This is a genomic window from Mesorhizobium sp. AR10, from assembly GCF_024746795.1.
Taxonomy (GTDB): domain Bacteria; phylum Pseudomonadota; class Alphaproteobacteria; order Rhizobiales; family Rhizobiaceae; genus Mesorhizobium.
Genome location: NZ_CP080523.1, coordinates 376,205 through 393,745, shown reverse-complemented (window position 1 = coordinate 393,745; position 17,541 = coordinate 376,205). Strand labels below are relative to the sequence as shown.

Sequence of the window (17,541 nt, the reverse complement as noted above, 5' to 3'; positions counted from 1 at the left end):
GGTCATCGTCGAAACCGCGCCTCATCGCGGCCGCACCCGATATCATTCTTGCCTCCTGGTGCGGCAAGAAGGTCGTGCCGGACAGGATCAGGAGCCGCCCGGTCGGGCAGCGATTCCAGCGGTCAGAAACAACCGCATCGTCGAGATCAAGTCGAGGCTTATCCTGCAGTCAGGGCGCTGGCCCAACCTGTTGCACCACGGCTTGACGTTTTGACCGCTTGAGATGTTGAAGGGTGGCACAGCTGTCATAGGTCAAACCTCAAACCCACTGGTATAACGCAGATGGCGAAACTCAAATGGGGACGCGCCTTCGGCATGCAGCAACCTCACACAACATGGATTGATTGCTCCATCCGCGTTTCCCCTTCCGGAAGTCTGCCTACCACAGGAAACGTTTCTCGTCCGCCTCGGTCCTCTCCATGCCCTGAAGCCGAAAGATTTCTTCAACCGGGACGATGTCCTTATGGACGTTCTGCACGCCACCCTCGGCGACGATGCGGCGAAAGGCGTCCTGCATGGCGGTCGTGGCGGCGCGGATGCCGTAGTTGCCGTAGATCACCATGCGGATATTGCCGAGCGCATTTATGCGGGTTGCGTCGAGATCCGGATAGGCATTCGGCACTATGGTGAGCGGCACATGGCCATCCCAGGCCCGCGCGAAGCTTTCGATCTCGGACGGATCCTTTTTCTTCGAATGGATCAGGATCATGTCGGCCCCGGCCTGCACATAGGCCCTGGCGCGCTTCAGCGCCTCCTCTTCGCCAAGACCGGCGATCAGCGCTTCTGTCCGGGCGATGACGAGGAAGTTAGGGTCGGTGCGGGTGCTGATGGCCGCCTCGATCTTGCCCTGAAACTCCTCGACCCGAAGTAGTTCCTGGCGGCCGCCGGCGGCGAGGCTGGTGACCTTCGGGAAGGTCTTGTCTTCGATGACAACCGCCGAGGCGCCGGCGCGTTCATATTCGGAGATGGCATGGATGACATTGATCGCATTGCCGTAGCCTGTGTCGATATCGGCGACGATCGGCAGCGACGACCGGCCGGCGATCGCCCGCAGCATGTCGAGGTGCTGCGTCATCGAGATGAGGCTCATGTCCGGCAGACCGTAGAGGGCGGAGAGCTCGAAGCCTGAGGCCCAGATCCCGTCGAACCCGGCTTCCTCGGCCAAGACGGCCGAAAGCGGGCTATGGGCCGCCATGATGTGGACGAGGCCGAGTTCGGCCATGCGGTCACGCAGTTGCTTCGCTTTGCTCATACGTCTTCTCGCTTTCGGACAGGGCGGTGCAGGCGGCGAGAATGCGGCCACAGGCGCGCTTCAACTCGTCCTCTGATGCGGCATAGGAAATGCGGATATAGGGTGAGGCCATGAAGCCGCTGCCGGGCACGACCGCGACGCCGAACTCTTCCAGCAGATGCATGGCGAAATCCAAGTCGTTCTCGATCACCTTGCCCTTGCCGGTCACTTTGCCGATGACACCGGCGCAGGAGACGAAGACATAGAAGGCGCCGTCCGGCACGCGACACTTCAGGCCCTCTGCTTGATTGATCTGCTCGACGACGAGATCGCGGCGCTTGCGGAAGGCGGATACGAAATCGACGATGTGGTCCTGGTTGCCCGCAATGGCCTCGATCGCCGCATATTGCGAGATCGAACTGGTGTGCGACGACGTCTGGCCCTCGATCGTGTTCATCGCCTTGATGAGGTCTTTCGGACCGGCCCCGTAGCCAAGGCGCCAGCCCGTCATGGCGCTGGACTTGGAAACGCCGTTGACCGTCAGCACCCTGTCGATGAGGTCCGGCGCGGCCTCGGCCATCGCCGCGAAAGGCACGTCATAGATGAGCTTTTCATAGATATCGTCGGAAAGGACGTGGATATGGCTGTGTCGGCGCAGGACCTCGGCCAGAGCGGCCAGATCGGCCTTGGAATAGACCGCGCCGGTGGGATTGTTCGGCGAATTCAGCATCAGCCATTTGGTGCGCGGCGTGATAGCCGTTTCCAGGTGTTCCGGCTTCAGCTTGAAACCCGACCGCTCGTGGCAGGCGACGAGCACCGGTTGGCCGCCGGCGAGCCGCACCATGTCCGGATAAGACACCCAGCAGGGCGTGGGGACGATGACCTCGTCCCCGGCATCGAGGGTGGCGAAGAGGCCGTTGAAGACGATCTGCTTGGCGCCACAGCCGACGGTGATCTGGTCGATGTCATAATCGAGCCCGTTGTCGCGCGAGAGCTTCTCCCGGATCGCCTCGCGCAGCGGCTTGACGCCGGCGACCGGCGTATAGCGCGTCTTGCCATCGAGGATGGCGGCGATGCCGGCCTGCTGGACGGATTCTGGCGTGTCGAAGTCCGGTTCGCCCTGGCTCAGTGTGACGATATCGACGCCTTGTTCGCGCAAGGCGCTCGCCTTGGCGGTCATGGCTTTTGTCTGGGAGGGGCGGACGGCCTGCAGTCTTTTGGCGAGTAGCGGCAATGGACTTTCCTCAAAGCAGGGGAGTTTATGCCCAGAGCTAGATGAGGCGCCCTTAGCTCGCCAGTTTTGGCATCGCGGAAAGCGGCCAAAAGGATCGCGTTTTGCGATGCATCATTGCGGTCAGAAATTATTTCCCGGTGTTCTCCTCCTCGGTCTTTTTCCGGCAAAGCCTAATGAGCCAACGGCAGAAGGCGCGGGCGAGATCTGGGTTGCCGCTGCGATCGACCGCATAGCCCCGGTATTGCATGCCGCTGGGCGCGCGCGAGCCGGGAAGCACTTCCAGAAGGCCCTGCCTGATCAGATCCGCCACGATGATATTGGGTGTCACCAGCAAGGTCTGACCGGTCGTTACCGCCGGCAGGGCCAGGTAGTGGTGGTCGTAGCGTGCCCCGGAGATGATGTCCGACGTCTTCAGGTCCATGCCGCGAAGCCAGGTCGGCAGGATGTCCGGCCGCGACGTGACGGCAATCACCGGTGTGGTGCGCAGCGCTTCGAGCCCGCGGCCGGCGACACAGTCGGGCGCCCCGACGCAGACGAGTTGTTCGTCGTAGAAATCCCATCGATCTCCCGGTTCGGTCAGCGTCAGGTCTCGGGTCAGAAGCACGTCGAAGCTGTCGGTTGAGGCGGGGGCCGACAGGGTGCTGATGACGTCGACCGTGACGCCGCTCATTTCCTTCGAGAAGTCGTTCAAATTGGGAATGAGCAGCGTATAGGCGAACGTCGAGAGCGAGGTCCTGACGACGAGCCGGTTGGCATCTTTCCCGTCACCGCGGCGCATCTGCTTTGCCGTAAAGAAAATCGTGTCGAGCGGCTCGGCAACGGCATCGGCGAATAGCCGCCCGAAATCCGTCAACTGACTCTGGCGTCCGTGCCGTTCGAGCAGCTTGGCGCCGAAATACTCTTCCAATACCGCGAGGTGGCGGCTCACCGAGCTCTGGGTGATGCCAAGGGTTTTCGAGGCCCGGGTGACGCTGTTGTCGCGTGCGACCTGCACGAAAGCCCGAACAGCATTGAGCGAAAGATCCTTTTCCTCGTCCAAAATCTCACCCCTATCCGCGCGCTCATCCATCCCGATTCGCGGGGTCAATTATCGCAATATTCGATACATGTCACATGCCTGCAACAAAACGCTTTGATCTTCTGCCGCGATAATAGTTCAGTAAGGTGGTGGTTTTCCGCCGCGCTCGGCTGAAAGAGGTAAAGCAATGGCGGCCATCACTATCGAAAAAATAGAAAAATCCTTCGGCGCCACGCCTGTGTTGCGTGATGTGTCGCTCGATATTGCCGACGGCGAGTTCCTGACGCTTCTCGGTCCGTCGGGCTGCGGGAAGTCGACGCTGCTGCGAATCCTCGCCGGGCTCGAGGTGCAGACCGGCGGCTCGATCGCGATCGGTGGGCGCGTCGTCGACGGTGTGCGGCCGAAGCGGCGCGACGTGGCGATGGTGTTCCAGTCCTATGCGCTCTACCCGCACATGACGGTGCAAGAGAACATGGCCGTACCGCTCAGGATGCGCCGGCTGTCGGCCTGGCAGCGTCTGCCGCTGGTCGGGCGTGTCCTGCCGGGAACGAAGGCGGTGGCCGCGGCGATCGAAAAGGACGTGATGCGCACCGCCAAGGTGCTCGGCATCGGGCACCTTCTGGGGCGCAAGCCAGGCCAGCTTTCCGGCGGCCAGCGGCAGCGGGTCGCCGTCGGCCGCGCCATGGTACGCCAGCCAGCCGTCTTCCTGATGGATGAGCCGCTCTCCAATCTCGACGCCAAGCTGCGGGTGCAGATGCGCGCCGAGATCAAGGAATTGCATGACCGCCTTGGCGTCACCTTCGTCTATGTGACCCACGACCAGTCGGAGGCCATGACCATGTCCGACCGGGTCGCGGTCATGCTCGACGGCGAGCTTCTGCAGGTGGCCCCGCCGCAGGAGATATATGCCGACCCCGACGATCGACGCGTGGCCGAGTTCATCGGCTCGCCGAAGATCAACATGCTGGCGGCACGAGTGCGCGATGGCGGGCTGGCCGAGACCGCGGGCACGAGCTTCACCGTTCCTGGCAATGTAACATCGGGGACTGGCCTTGCTCTCGGGATCCGGCCCGAAGCCTTCCACCTCGTCGAGGCCGGCGGTCACAACATCCTGACCGGTGCCGTACGCTTGGTCGAGCACATGGGCTCCGACCTTTATGTGCATCTCCACGTTCCGGGGACGGACCATCCCGTCATCGCCCGCCTGCTTGCTGAGCGTGCGCCGCTTATCAGTTCTGGCCAGACGCTGCATCTCGGGGTCAAACCGGAAAGGCTGCTCCTCTTTTGCCCGGATGGGCGCCGTCTGCGTCCTCACGACCACGCAAGCGCGACTGTGCTGCGCATGAAGGAGCGCGTGCAATGAGCATCGCCTCTTCAGCCACAGGGGAAGTGGTTACATCCTCAGCTGATCGCCGCGCTTCCCAAAAGGCGCTGCGCCGTCATCGGATCACTGAAATGCTTGCCGCGTGGTCGCTTGCCGGCCCCGCACTCCTGCTGCTCATAGTCCTCTTCATCCTGCCGATCTTCGCCGTCTTGGCCATCGCGCTCACCGACTGGCAGTTTGGCGCCACCTCGCTCTCCTTCGTCGGCTTTGCCAACTTCCGTGAAGTGTTTGCTGATCCGGGATTTCGCGTGTCGCTGAAGAACACCATCGTCTATGTGCTGATCACCGTGCCGGGCACCGTCATCCTCGGCCTTGTGATCGCGCTGCTGATAGAGAGCGGAAACTCACTGCGGGCCTTCTATCGTGCCATCCACTTTTTACCTTTCATGGCGACGCTCACCGCCATGGCGATCTCCTGGGAGGCCTTGCTGCATCCTACCATCGGGCTTTTGAACCAGACGCTTGCCAGCCTCGGCCTCCCCACCGCCAACTGGCTGCGCGACGAGGAGACAGTGCTGCCGGTACTCGCCGTCATCGGCATCTGGCAGAACCTCGGTTTCGCCATGGTGCTGTTCCTCGCCGGCCTCAAGGCCATCCCGCAGGACCTCTATGATGCCGCCGATATCGACGGCGTCGACCTTTGGCTCGACCGCTTAAGGACCGTGACACTGCCGATGCTCGGGCCGGTGATGATGTTCGTCGTCATCGTCGTGGCGCTGCGCGCCTTCGAGGCCTTCGACACGGTGCAGATCCTCACCCAGGGCGGGCCGGGGCATGCCTCCGAAGTGCTACTCTACACCCTCTACCGCGAAAGCTTCGAATACCTCAGGACCGGCTACGGCGCCTCCGTCACCATCGTCTTCCTTCTCATCGTCGTAGCGCTCACCCTCATCCAGGCCCGCGCCATCGACAAAAGGGTGCATTACCAATGAACCTGATCGGCACCACATCCGCACCTGCCACTCCCATGGGCAAGCTCATGGCAAAACCCGCCGCCAAACCCCTAACCCCGGGCCTCTCCGCCGCGGTTTTCCGCCACGGGGTACTGTTTATGACCGGCGCGCTCATCCTCGTCCCCTTCCTGTGGATGGTTTCGCTGTCGCTCAAGCCGCCCGGCGAGATCTTTCAAGCCTCCTTCTCCTTCTTTCCTGAAGAGTGGTATGCGGCCGAGAATTACACCCGTGCCGTGACCGAGGCGCGGCTGCCCCGCTACATGGCCAACGGCTTCCTCGTCTGCGCCGTCATCCTCGCCTTGCAGATCCTCGTCTGCGCCCCGGCGGCCTATGCGCTTGCCAAGCTCACCTTCCGCGGCCGCGACGTGCTCTTCGCCCTCGTGTTGATCGGCTTGCTCATCCCGCATCAGGTGCTGGCGCTACCGCTCTTCATCCTCGGTTATCAGACCGGAATTCTAAACACTTATGCCGCACTCGTCTTCCCCTTCGTCGTGTCACCCTTCGGCATCTTCCTGTTCCGCCAGTTCTTCAAAGCGATCCCCGACGACATCGTGCATGCCGCCCGCCTCGACGGGCTCTCCGAGCTGGCGATCGTCTGGAGGATCATGGTGCCGATGGCACTGCCCGCGGTCATTGCGTTCTCGATCTTCTCCGTCGTCTCCCACTGGAACGACCTCTTCTGGCCGCTGATCGCCGTGCGTGACGAAAACCTCATGCCTCCATCGCTCGGCATCATGGCCTTCAAGAACGAGGAGGCCGGCAACGACTACGGCCCCCTTATGGCCGCTTCCACCCTCGTCGTCCTCCCTCTCCTCATCGCCTTCCTCTCCGCACAACGCTGGTTCCTCGAGGGCCTCGCCAAGGGGGCGGTCAAATGAAGTTAGTCTCTAGGTTCGAAGAGGATCATTCAATGCTTGAACTAACGCGGCGCCACTTTCTTGCCGGCTCGTCCTCCATTTTGTTCACAACCGGTGCGATTGCACCAGCAGAAGCAGCAGAGGGACTGCGGATTGTCGCTCTGCCCTCAATTTTTGGCGATATGTTCAAGGCCCTCCGAGATGAGTTCGTCGGAAGACGCAACGTCAAAGTAGGTCTAGACACCTCGATTCGAGAGGACGAAAAGGCCATTACCACAATTCTTCGAAACGCGGTAGTTGGAGAAATACCCGACGTTCTCTTCATCAGTCCGAACTACCTTCGAGTCTTCGTAGATAGGCATCTCGCCCAGGATCTCGACGTGTTCCAGCGGACCGAAACCGACTGGGCAGAGAACTACTCAGCCGCTGTTACCCGAATTGGCAAATTCAAAGGAAACCTCGACGGTCTCGGCTTTGCCGTTTCAATGCCGGTCGTTCTTTACAACCTCGACTTGCTAGCACGCGCGGGTGTCAACACACCACCAGACAGTTGGGAAGACATTATCGCTCTGGGTCGCAAAATCGATGATCTCCGACAAGGCAACGTCGTCGGCGGGTTTATGGAGTACGACAACGGAGGGAACTGGACTTTCCACGGCCTGCTTAATGGATTTGGCGGCCGCATTCTGGCGAACGATGATCGTAGCATCGGTTTTGCTGGCCCCGAAGGACTCGCGGCTTTGAAGGTGCTGCAAGGTTTTGGACAGTGTGGGCAATCACGCGTCGATATGTCCCGCGATCAGGCGCGACAGGCGTTTTCGGCAGGGCAACTCGGTATTCTTTGCACTTCAAGCAGCAGCTACGAGGCGATCGAAAAGCGATCTCAGGGTCGATTCCAGATCGCAATGCGACCGTTTCCGACCGGAACCCAGATGGGCTACCTGCCGGCGGCCGGCCCCGTCAGCATTATGTTCTCAAACAATGCTGAGCAGCAGCAGCGGTCTTGGGATTTCATGAAGTTCGCCTCAAGCGTTGCCGGCCAGACTGTCATGGCAACGCGGACCGCTTATCTCCCCGCGAACGATCTTTCGTTTCAAGACGAACGACTTAAGACCTATTACTCCTCGCGCCCCAATCTCAGTGCGCTGGTTCCGGCGCTATCGAAGATGGGGCCATGGGAAGCGTTTCCAGGCGAAAATTCCGTCAAGATCACCACGGTCATCAAGGACCATCTTGCATCTGTAGTTTTGCAAAAAGCAACACCGCAACAGGCGCTCGAGCAGATGTCGCGCGATGTGTCTGACTTGATGTCCCCGCGCTGATATCACCATCACTTTGAATTCAATCTACGAAAGGCAATCCAATGGCATCCTTCCTAAGGCGAGATCTATCTGCCTCGCGCGCGCTGAAAGAGAAACTGCGTTCCGGCGGTATCGGCACGCTCGTGCACTCAAGTCATCCCTCACCCAGCCTGGTGGAAAAGCTGGGCGAATGCGGATTCGATGCAGTACTCATCGATTGCGAGCACGGTTCGGCCGGGCCGGAGCGCGTTGAGGAGATGGCCCGTGCGGCGACTTTGGCAGGAATAGTGTCCGTTCTCCGGCCGGAGGATCCATCGCCGTGGATGGTCACGAAATATCTCGAATGCGGCGTTGACGGACTCATGATCCCGCTCGTCTCGGATGCGAAGATGGCTCAAAGTATCGTTGATCGATTCAGGTTCTCCGCGCCGTTCGACCATCAGGACCGCTTCCTCATTCTCATGATCGAAACGATAGAAGCCGTAAACAACCTTCCCGAGATCCTGGCGGTCGACGGAGTGGACGCATATCTCATCGCACCAGGCGATCTCGCCCTTACAATGGGCTACGTCCCTTATACTTATGAGTGGCAGAGCGGAAAGCGAGCCAGGGAAGTCGAAGAGGTTGTCAACGGCGCCATCAAGACAATTGTCAGCGCCGGCAAGGTCTGCGGCACTTTGGTCAATCGGACCGACGTCGCCGAATTCCTGAACAAGGGGGTTCGACTGGTTTATGACCATACCAACCATATGCTCGCCTATGGCGCGACCGACTTTTTCGATCGCCTTAACGCATATGATGCGTCGATATCCTCTCGAGATCACGCGCTGCCGGCTGATCCGGACGCTACGAGGACGTCAGTCGCGGCCGAGTGAGTTCGGACGACGAGCAGTCCGCCGCTAATCTAACCAGCCATCAAAGTTGGTTGGAGGTTTGCTCAGGAATAGCTTGAGTGAAGCCGATTTGTTGCGTCCTGCTGGCGGCCGCAACGAAGATGGGAGGGAGCGTTGCTGCCTCCCGAGCCTCATATTCAAGACGTGGGCTCAACGTAGCCGATCTGATCCATTTCAGTATTACCAACGGCCAAATTACCGGCCAAAAAGAGGATTTTTAGACATGTCAAACAGAACCATTCGACATTTGCGCATGGCGATGACATCTATTGCCGTGCTCGCAGGCTTGGCGCTCCAACCGGCGCTTGCCGCGCCTGTCACGGTGTCCGTCCTCTACGCGGTCCCAGCTAACTTCTCCGATGTGCAGAAGGAGATAGCGACGCGGTTCATGGCAGAACATCCCGACATCAAGATCGAGTTCCGCACGCCGGCCAAGGATTACGAGGCAGGCGTGGAGCAAATCCTGCGAGGGGTCCTGAGCAAAGATCTTCCCGACGTTGCCTTTGTCGGCCTCAACCAAGTGCGCCTTCTGGAGGGTCGCAATTTGATTGTGCCTCTGGATGAGCTGGCAAGTAAGGATGGCGGCTTCCAACAACTCGGCTACAATCAGTCGATAGTTGATCTGGGCAAGGTCTCTGCCAACGTCTTTGCACTTCCGTTCGCGGTTTCCACGCCGATCCTCTATGTCAACGAGGACCTGGTCCGCGCTGCCGGTGGAGACATTGATCATTTTCCTAAAACGTGGGGCGGGATCAACGATCTGGCCGTTAAAATCGGCAATCTGCCAGGAAAGCCTGACGGTTTCTTCTTTCAATGGGACGCTTCCGGAAATTGGCTCTACCAAGCGCTCGTGAATAGCCATGGGGGCAACCTCGTCGGCCCGAACGGCTGCGAAGCCCGATTCGACAGCGATGCCGGCTTGTGGGGATTGCAGACCTTGCAATCATTTCACGAGGCTGGGATGCCAAACTTGAACTGGAGCCAGTCCCGCCAGGCGTTTGATGCCGGGAAGCTTGGAATAGTGGCCGGTTCGACGTCTTACGTCACGACCGCAGCAAAACTGGCGCAGGGGCGCTTCCGCTTTCGCACGATGCCTTGGCCGGATGTAGTCGACGGTGGGAAGGTTCCCGCCGGCGGCACGAGTGCCGTCATCCTGCCGTCGTCCGCAGAAAAGGAACAGGCCGCGTGGGAATACGTCAAATTCGCGACGGGCCCGATCGGACAGACGCTAATGGCGCAATATACCGGCTACATGCCGAGCAACGAAAAGGCGATCAACGATGAGAATTTACTGAAGGCCTATTATGACAAACACCCGGAGCTCTTGACTAGCGTCAAACAGCTGCAGATCGTCTCGCCGTGGGAATCTTGGGCAGGCGCAAATGGCCTGAAGATCATCGACGTCATGAAGACTCATGTCGAGGCTGTCGCAACAGGCCGCTCCGACGCGAATGCGACGATGCCGACCATGAAAGCCGAAGTTCAAGCGCTACTGCCATCGAATTGCGCGACCGTCAACTGAGCGATATGTTCGGCCTGCTGGGTCAAATCCGGTAGATGCGTTCAGCATTCGCTTTGAAAACTGCGTCGAGCTCCTCCCGGGAAAGATCGGATAGTGACTGACGAACGGCGGTTATCCGTTGCAAATAGTGCACGGAAGTCGAAGCCATTGGCCAGTCGCTCCCATACATGACCCGCTCGGGGCCGAACACCTCGACGACATGACAAACGAAAGGAGCAAGGATTTCCCGACTGAAGCCGCGAAGACCCGCCAAGGTCGCCAGCCCCGAGAGTTTGCAGAGGACGTTTGGATGCTGTGCGAGCCGCCTCAGGTCTTGGGCCCATGGCTCGAGTTCGCCGCCTGCTATATTGGGCTTTCCAGCGTGGTTCAAGATGAAGATCGTCTCCGGGCAGTTTCGCGCCAACTGGGCAACAATCGGAAGTTCCTGCGCCCAAACCCCAATCTCACAGATGAGCCCAAGAGATGAGAGCTTCTCCATGAGCTCGCGGATCGGTTTTTCCAAGAGGAACTCGGGCCGAGGGGCATAGCGACTTAGGAAGCGGATCCCGCGCACGAGCGGATGGCTTGCGAGACGCTCCAGCTTTGCGGCCATTTCGTTTGGGTGCGCAGGTGCGGCCGCGATGAAGCCCGCTACCCTGGGATCGAGAAGACTTTGCTCCTCTGCAAAAGCAAGCTCTTGAAAATGCTGGGCTGGCTCCACGGCTGCCTCCACGAAGACCATCTTTTCAACGCCGGCGGGAGAGGTATCCTCGAAGAAGGAAGCCGCATCAACCGCAATCAGGTCATGAGGGTCTCGCTTCGCCCAAATGTAGGAAAATTTTTGCGGATGACAAAGATGGGCGTGCGTGTCGATTACCCGAAGGGGGGAAGGGTCTGTCACGCTATCCAGGGGCTGATACGAATTGGCCGGCGACATAACGATCGTTTCGAAAAAGAGCAATTGGAAAGACTATGAATTCAATTCTAGAATCCGTTCAGGGATCAATATGGGATTGGCACCATCAAAGCCACAAGAGACCGATGATCATCGCCCATGGCGGAGCGTCTTCTCATGAACCTTCAAATACGATGAGCGCGTTCCGGGCTGCTGGCGACCGGGCTGACGTCATCGAAATGGACGTTCGTCTGACGGATGATGGGGAGATCGTTTGCTATCACGATGATGTGGTCAATGACGGAGGATCGCTTCGCGAGCTCCAACACATGTCGTGGGAAGAGCTCGTCGACGCGGCGCCGACGACGCCGAAATTCTCTGAGGTCGCGAGGCTTGGTCACGCGATGTTCTTGGATGTCAAAGAGACCGACCCCGAGCGGGTCGTTTGCCTCGTCGAGAAGTCACTTGTCTTCGCCGACCCTCGTCGTCTGCTCATAGGCATTCGCAGTTGCGTCGAAAGCGACGACCTCTACGACAGGTTTCCGGCCATTCGCCAGGTGGCGCTCATGCGGGAAGACGATGACATCATGTCATTCGCGCGGCTCAGACCAAATCAGTGGGCCAGGCTTCATCAGCCCCGCGCCTCCGCGGAGCGCATCCTCCATCTTCGAGCGGCCGGGCTACGGATAGTTGTCACATCGGGGATTGGCGACAAGGCGACCGGCGAAATCGATCCCGACCAATTCCGAGAACTGATCAAGCGGACGCCGGATGCGGTAATCGTGAATGACCCCTCAGCTGCATGGCACGAACTTCAACCCTGATACATCCGGGGGGCCTTCAACCATGTTGCTGGTCGGCGGCTGCGCCGGCAATTCTAACCACCGGAGAGCTCCTATTGCGAAGGGCCTGACGGACGCCGTCTCTCAAGTCGGCTGAGTTGCTGGACCACGCGACACGACGTCCCAACAGGCCACTGATTGCATCTGATGCGCCGATGGTGTCCCACCGAGTGGTGTAGCTGGCGGCATCGGTCGCCGTGCTTTCCGGCATTGCCGGCCTGATCAGCGCGCTACGGCGGGCAGGCTGATGAGGGGATCATCGCTCAACTGGCCGACGCTTTCCAGCGTCATGTAGCGGGCGCTGGACGACCCATTCATCGTTCTGTTCGAGCAGCAGCGCGCCGACGAGGCGGACGATGGCGTCGTCGTTCGGGAAGATGCCGACCACGTCGGTGCGCCGCTTGATCTCGCCGTTGAGCCGCTCGATCGGGTTGGTGCTGTGAAGCTTCGCCCGGTGCTCCTTCGGGAAGGTCATGTAGGCGAGCACCTCCGGCTCGGCGTCGTCGAGGATGGCGGCGAGCTTGGGCACCTTCGGTCGGATCTGGTCGGCGACGGCCCGCCACTGGGCGCTGGCGGCGTCGGGTGTCTCCTGGGCGAACGCGGTGGCGATGAAGGCCGAGACGACGCGGCGGCCGCTCTTGCCGGCAGCCGCTGCCTAACCCCCCGACACTGCCAGCCATCCGACGCGCCGTCATAGCCGCGCTCTCAAACCACCACCCCCCACAACGATGTCCACATTGCCGTATCCGGTTCCAAATGACCCCAAAATCAATTCTGCCAAAGTAGTGGGCAGGCACTCAAGGTTTGGGATCAACAGAGTATACGCAAACGTCGACAGCGATGTGCGAATGACAATGCGATTGCCGGTGGAGTTTTACTGGCGTTTCATTCGGTGAGCGGTGAAGCTGATTGTATCAAGCGACTCTCCGACAACGGAACCAAAAGACCGACCATATTCGGTGAGTTCGCTGCTTCGCCCACGCCGGACCAGAACTGCGCGTCGAGATAGTCCGCAAGCACCGACAGGTGTCTGCTTACCGAGCTCTGCGTGGTCCCGAGCGCGCGCGCCGCGCCCGATACCCCTCCACCTGGCAATCATGACAAAGGCCCGAATAGCGTTGAGGGGGACTTCGTGGTCCTCTTTTGACATCGCACGACTCCGAGGAAAAAACTCTTGGATTCAGAGATCGCAAGAACCGACATTATCCATCGGAATTCGCGATATCTGTTACTTACATGTTGCATTGCAGCGCTATCCGGGCCGTGGCGCAAAGGAAAACGAATGTACGGAGAATGATCATGACAAAGAAACTTATCGCAACGGCAGCCTTTGCGCTTGCCTCTCTCATCTCTTCGCCATCATTCGCGGAGACCACTTTACGCGTAACGGCGGCTCCAGCCGGATGGCTTCCGATGTTCCAGGAAATCGTCACAAGATTTGAAGGGCAATATCCTGACATTAGCGTCGATATACAAGCGAATATCCGAAATTTTGAGGCACTCACTGAACAGACGCTCCGAGAAGCTATTGTCGGCGATCTCCCGGACCTCAGTATTACCGGAAGTAATCAGATTCTTCCGTTGGTTGAGCGCCAACTCGCTGTAGACCTTTCCCCTTTCATTGACGGAGATCGCACTTGGGATGATGCGGGATACACCAACGCAGCCGCCAAAACGGGGCAAGTAAACGGCCGTCAGTATGGCCTGACACTGGCGGCATCACTGCCAATTATCGTTTTCAATAAGAAGTTGGTGTCCAGGGTTTATGAGGATCCAGAAAAACTCCCTACTACATGGCCCGAGATCATCTCCTTAGCCCGAACGATCAACTCCCTCGATGGCAACACACTTGGATTGTTTTTTGAGCACGATTCAAGTGGGAACTGGACATACCAAGCGTTACTCAACGCTGCGGGTGGGACGATGGGGACAGAGTTTGGACAGGTTGCGTTCGACAGTGAGGCTGGGATGGAGGCCCTTAACATAATTCGCGAAATTGGCGAGGCTGGTCAAACGGTGGCTGATATGAGCCGTGACCAGGCACGACAAGCCTTTAGCGCTGGAAAAATGGGGATGCTGGTTACCGCAAGTTCGGGCCTGGGGAACTTTATCAAGCAAGCGGGAAATGCCTTTGAAATCGGAGTGGCTCCTTTGCCTATTCCCCATCCCGCCGGCAGAATTCCTGCCGCCGGCCTGAGCGCAGTAATGTTCTCGGATAATGACGAGAAAGCGAAGGCAGCGTGGCTATTTCTCCGCTTCATGATGACACCGACAGCGCAGGAAATATTCGTAAAACGTACTGGTATGGTACCCATGAATGAAAACGTCATCGCTGACCAACAAAGTTTCGGCACGTTTTACGCGCAGAACCCGCTGTTTGTTGCCGCGATGGCAAATCGCGAACTAATGACAAGGTGGTACGCCTTCCCCGGCGCGAATTCGAACAGGATTGTCGCCTCAGTGCAAGAAACACTTCAACAGGTTGTGACTTTGAAAATGACGCCAGAGCAGGCGATGGCAGATATGCAGAACAACGTATCTAAAATGCTGAAGCAATAGAGCGTCAGGTTTAGATGTGAGTGATGCCGAAGCGAATTCGGATTCTCTGCACACACGATTTCTACGGAGCCTATGCTCCCCTGCCAACGTCGTACGGGAGCTTGCCTGTTGGGCGCGCTCTGGCTAGAAAATAGCTAATTTCAGGGACCACGGTGTCAAGATCATGGTCACATGCGGCCCTGACGCATCCCGGGCAGGCCACATCGATCCAATGTCGTTTCCGGAACTGATGGCCGCACAACCGGACGCCGTTGTGGTCAACGATCCGGCGCTCGCGTTGCGGGAAATAGCGCGGCCCAAAGCCCCCCATCGACCGATATCAGGATAGTGCAATGCAACTGCAACCAACGATCGACCGCACCCATCTCACAGATCGGAAAATCATCGGCCAGGACGCTGCAATTGACTTCACCCGCTCCGTTGCTCCGCGGCCACGAGACATTGCCAATGGCTTGGTGAGGACTCTCTCGACGCTTTCTACGCAGGAAGACGTCGGCTGCTTGCTCGACGGAAGCGTGCCGGGTGGAGCAGTGGAAGACCGGGTGTGCGGCGCGCGGCTGCTTTCTCGCAGATTTGGAAGTGCGATCGACCCTGATCGAATCATTGTCACAAATGGCACACAGAGCGCTCTGCACCTGCTGTTTCGCACATTCATTAGGACTGGAGGCACCCTGTTGAGTGAGGCGCTAAGCTATGGAGTCCTGAAGGGGATCGCGCGGCAGGCGAACGTGCGCCTTGAAAGCTTGGCATTGGATCACGAAGGCATCACGCCCGAAGCAGTCGTAAGGGCGTTTTCCGCCAGTGCCGGCACCGCCGACCTGCTTTACTGCAACCCGACGATCCACAATCCGACGACTTCGATCATGTCAATTCAGCGGCGGAAGGAAATCGCGGCGCTTGCCCGAACGCATTCATTCAAGATTGTTGAGGATGATGTATTGGGATTGCTGCACCCTGAAGCCCCGCCGCCTCTAGCCGCGTTGGCCCCAGACATAACGTGGTACGTCATGGGCCTGACCAAATGCCTCGCCCACGGGATGCGAATAGCCTACTTACTCGCACCATCGGTCGACCATGCAAAGAAGCTATTGGCGGCGGAACGGACCTACTCAAGCTGGTTCCCCGCCCCGCTGCAAGCGGCAGTCGTCCGGCAGTGGATCAAAGATGGAACCGCTGAACAAATAACTTCCGCGATTCGCTCGGAGATGGATGCGAGGCACGCGATCGCGCGGCAGGTACTGGCTGGACATACCTTCTCGGGATGTGACGGTGCAATGCATATCTGGCTGAAGCTTCCCCACCCCTGGAGCAATCGGGAATTTGAAGATGCTGCCAGGCGTCGCCGCGTCTTGGTCAGAACTGCGGATCGATTTGCCGTCGACGACGCCCCTACAAGCCCTGCCATCCGGCTATCGCTCAGCAGCCCCCCAGACCGGCAAACTGTGGCATCCGGTCTCGCCACAGTGGCCGCTTTGCTCGACGAGGATTTCCGTGGGCAGTTCGCTGAAATGGGGAAGAATCGGTAATGGTGCAGAACTTTCGGCTCATTACGACGCACGACTTTTTCGGATCTTTCGCCGTCGTGCCAACTTCCTACGGATCGCTGCCGGGTGGAGAGGCGTTGCGGGCAACTGTCAATGAGCTTCGCTCTGGCAGAAGTGCCCTTTGGCTCGACAGCGGCGATTTCTCCCAAGGGGGCGCGCTTACCGTTGCAACGGGAGGAGTTGGAGGGCTTCTGGCCGCCCAGGAACTCGGCATTGATGCCTCCGTGGTCGGAAACCACGATCTGGACTTTGGAAGCGAGTTCCTTCACCGCCATATCGAGATCCTGGGATTTCCCGTCCTCTCCGCGAACGTGGAATTGGGATTGCCCGCGACGGCCATGCTCTCGACGGATGACGGCGCCGTAGGCATCATCGGACTAACGCATCACAATCTGGCTTCCATGGGCTCATGGTCTGTTCGTCCTGACCGATTGATGCCCACCACCAACGAAGGAAAGAGCTTCGATGTGGCCGGTGCGGCGGCGAGATTGCGGCAAGACGGAGCTTCCATCGTCGTCTGCGTGTGTCACGATGGCGTCGACTGGAGCTTCGTGCCCACCAATCAGTATCTAGCCGATCCTTCAGCGTTCTTTTCCCGTTGCCGCCCGTGGCATGACAGCGTGGACCTTATCATCGCGGGCCACACACTAGGCCGTTTTTTCGGCCACTTGGGTAAGACACCTGTTGTTCAGCCGTGGCCTCTCGGGTCGGAGTTGGCGATTGTCGACATTGAGGTCTCTAAAGGCGGCATGCGTCTCAACACGAGCAGCCAACTCGTCTCGGCTTCCGGACCGCAATGGGGGGGCCATGGATCGAATGTCGTCCATGCAGCAGAAACCGAGATTCTGGGCGAGCTTGGCACGCCTCTATTTGCTCGGTCGCATGGACCAGCACCACTTGCAGCATTCTTGGCAAGAGCTGTCTACGCTGCCTCCGGCGGGTCAGAAGTGGCATTTGCCTACACGACCTGTGGCCAACCAACACTAGATGGGGTGTTTAGCTGGCTCGGAGCGGGGCCGGTATCCCGATTGCAGTTGCTTCAGATAGTACCCTACTCGGACTTCTCGATCGTCACAGCAGAGGTATCCCGTGAGGAGTTAGACGAATTGCGGCTTCTTACGATGCCTCGTCCTCAAGACCGCACTACCGGCTGGGGCTCGTTCGGAAGCCCGATCCGCAAGGCGGAAGCAGTGCGAATAGCCGCCCTCTCTGGTGCCGCCGAAGACTTGTTCAGCAAGCTTCTCAACCGAGAATTGGATTGGGCTGAAACAGGCGGCACCCTGGACGCGGGAGTCCGCGAGGTACTTGCGGCGAACATCATATAGGCCG

The 17,541-nt window shown here is 59.0% G+C and carries 15 protein-coding genes and 2 pseudogenes; 11 read left to right on the top strand and 6 right to left on the bottom strand.

Going from position 1 to position 17,541, the window contains the following annotated elements; genetic code table 11:
• Positions 1-17: 17 nt before the first annotated feature.
• Positions 18-214, top strand: a pseudogene (locus LHFGNBLO_RS01880) (ABC transporter substrate-binding protein); the annotation flags it as partial.
• A gap of 165 nt (positions 215-379) precedes the next feature.
• Here LHFGNBLO_RS01880 and LHFGNBLO_RS01875 read toward each other — a convergent pair.
• The 3 genes from LHFGNBLO_RS01875 to LHFGNBLO_RS01865 form a co-directional block, all read right to left on the bottom strand.
• Entirely contained in the window at positions 380-1,252 is an 873-nt protein-coding gene (locus LHFGNBLO_RS01875; RefSeq protein WP_258599789.1) for an isocitrate lyase/phosphoenolpyruvate mutase family protein, read from the bottom strand.
• Positions 1,227-2,411, bottom strand: a complete 1,185-nt coding sequence (locus LHFGNBLO_RS01870; protein WP_258599788.1) for a pyridoxal phosphate-dependent aminotransferase — start codon at positions 2,409-2,411, stop codon at positions 1,227-1,229. Before LHFGNBLO_RS01870 ends, LHFGNBLO_RS01875 begins: the two co-directional genes overlap by 26 nt.
• 181 nt (positions 2,412-2,592) lie before the next feature.
• Complete coding sequence (locus tag LHFGNBLO_RS01865; RefSeq protein ID WP_413774614.1) at positions 2,593-3,534, bottom strand: LysR family transcriptional regulator; 942 nt, start codon at positions 3,532-3,534, stop codon at positions 2,593-2,595.
• A 136-nt stretch (positions 3,535-3,670) separates the two neighbouring features.
• Here LHFGNBLO_RS01865 and LHFGNBLO_RS01860 point away from each other — a divergent pair, with 136 nt between their 5' ends.
• From LHFGNBLO_RS01860 to LHFGNBLO_RS01835, 6 genes are all read left to right on the top strand, one after another.
• The gene (locus tag LHFGNBLO_RS01860) at positions 3,671-4,846 is read left to right on the top strand and encodes an ABC transporter ATP-binding protein (RefSeq protein WP_258599782.1); all 1,176 of its coding nucleotides are present in this window, start codon (positions 3,671-3,673) and stop codon (positions 4,844-4,846) included.
• On the top strand, positions 4,843-5,799 hold the full coding sequence (locus LHFGNBLO_RS01855) for a carbohydrate ABC transporter permease (protein ID WP_258599781.1): 957 nt from the start codon (positions 4,843-4,845) through the stop codon (positions 5,797-5,799). Before LHFGNBLO_RS01860 ends, LHFGNBLO_RS01855 begins: the two co-directional genes overlap by 4 nt.
• 47 nt (positions 5,800-5,846) lie before the next feature.
• Positions 5,847-6,698, top strand: a complete 852-nt coding sequence (locus tag LHFGNBLO_RS01850; RefSeq protein ID WP_413774627.1) for a carbohydrate ABC transporter permease — start codon at positions 5,847-5,849, stop codon at positions 6,696-6,698.
• Positions 6,699-6,730: 32 nt separating this feature from the next.
• Complete coding sequence (locus LHFGNBLO_RS01845; protein ID WP_258599780.1) at positions 6,731-7,999, top strand: extracellular solute-binding protein; 1,269 nt, start codon at positions 6,731-6,733, stop codon at positions 7,997-7,999.
• Positions 8,000-8,040: 41 nt separating this feature from the next.
• Positions 8,041-8,853, top strand: a complete 813-nt coding sequence (locus LHFGNBLO_RS01840; protein ID WP_258599779.1) for an HpcH/HpaI aldolase family protein — start codon at positions 8,041-8,043, stop codon at positions 8,851-8,853.
• 241 nt (positions 8,854-9,094) lie between these two features.
• Positions 9,095-10,393, top strand: a complete 1,299-nt coding sequence (locus LHFGNBLO_RS01835; protein WP_258599778.1) for an ABC transporter substrate-binding protein — start codon at positions 9,095-9,097, stop codon at positions 10,391-10,393.
• A 22-nt stretch (positions 10,394-10,415) separates the two neighbouring features.
• Here the strand turns inward: LHFGNBLO_RS01835 and LHFGNBLO_RS01830 are convergent, their stop codons facing one another.
• Positions 10,416-11,333 (bottom strand): amidohydrolase family protein, encoded by a 918-nt coding sequence (locus tag LHFGNBLO_RS01830; protein WP_258599776.1) that lies wholly within the window; start codon positions 11,331-11,333, stop codon positions 10,416-10,418.
• Between the two features lie 80 nt (positions 11,334-11,413).
• On the opposite strand from LHFGNBLO_RS01830, the gene LHFGNBLO_RS01825 reads away from it, so the two are divergent.
• The gene (locus LHFGNBLO_RS01825; protein WP_258599774.1) at positions 11,414-12,091 is read left to right on the top strand and encodes a glycerophosphodiester phosphodiesterase; all 678 of its coding nucleotides are present in this window, start codon (positions 11,414-11,416) and stop codon (positions 12,089-12,091) included.
• A 240-nt stretch (positions 12,092-12,331) separates the two neighbouring features.
• On the opposite strand, the pseudogene LHFGNBLO_RS01820 reads toward LHFGNBLO_RS01825, so the two are convergent.
• Both LHFGNBLO_RS01820 and LHFGNBLO_RS33570 read right to left on the bottom strand, forming a co-directional pair.
• Positions 12,332-12,761 (bottom strand): annotated as a pseudogene (locus LHFGNBLO_RS01820) (transposase); the annotation flags it as partial.
• Positions 12,762-12,994: 233 nt separating this feature from the next.
• Positions 12,995-13,204 carry a helix-turn-helix domain-containing protein gene (locus LHFGNBLO_RS33570; RefSeq protein ID WP_413774613.1) on the bottom strand — a complete coding sequence of 70 codons (210 nt, stop codon included), beginning with the start codon at positions 13,202-13,204 and terminating at the stop codon, positions 12,995-12,997.
• Positions 13,205-13,408: 204 nt separating this feature from the next.
• Between LHFGNBLO_RS33570 and LHFGNBLO_RS01815 the strand changes: the two genes are divergently transcribed.
• From LHFGNBLO_RS01815 to LHFGNBLO_RS01805, 3 genes are all read left to right on the top strand, one after another.
• Positions 13,409-14,668, top strand: a complete 1,260-nt coding sequence (locus tag LHFGNBLO_RS01815) for an extracellular solute-binding protein (RefSeq protein WP_258599772.1) — start codon at positions 13,409-13,411, stop codon at positions 14,666-14,668.
• A gap of 332 nt (positions 14,669-15,000) precedes the next feature.
• Positions 15,001-16,194, top strand: coding sequence for a PLP-dependent aminotransferase family protein (locus LHFGNBLO_RS01810; protein WP_258599770.1), 1,194 nt, complete (start codon positions 15,001-15,003; stop codon positions 16,192-16,194).
• A complete protein-coding gene (locus tag LHFGNBLO_RS01805; RefSeq protein WP_258599768.1) occupies positions 16,194-17,537 on the top strand; it encodes a hypothetical protein in 1,344 nt (447 codons plus the stop codon). The genes LHFGNBLO_RS01810 and LHFGNBLO_RS01805 overlap by 1 nt, the downstream gene beginning before the upstream one ends.
• The last annotated feature ends 4 nt before the right edge of the window (positions 17,538-17,541 follow it).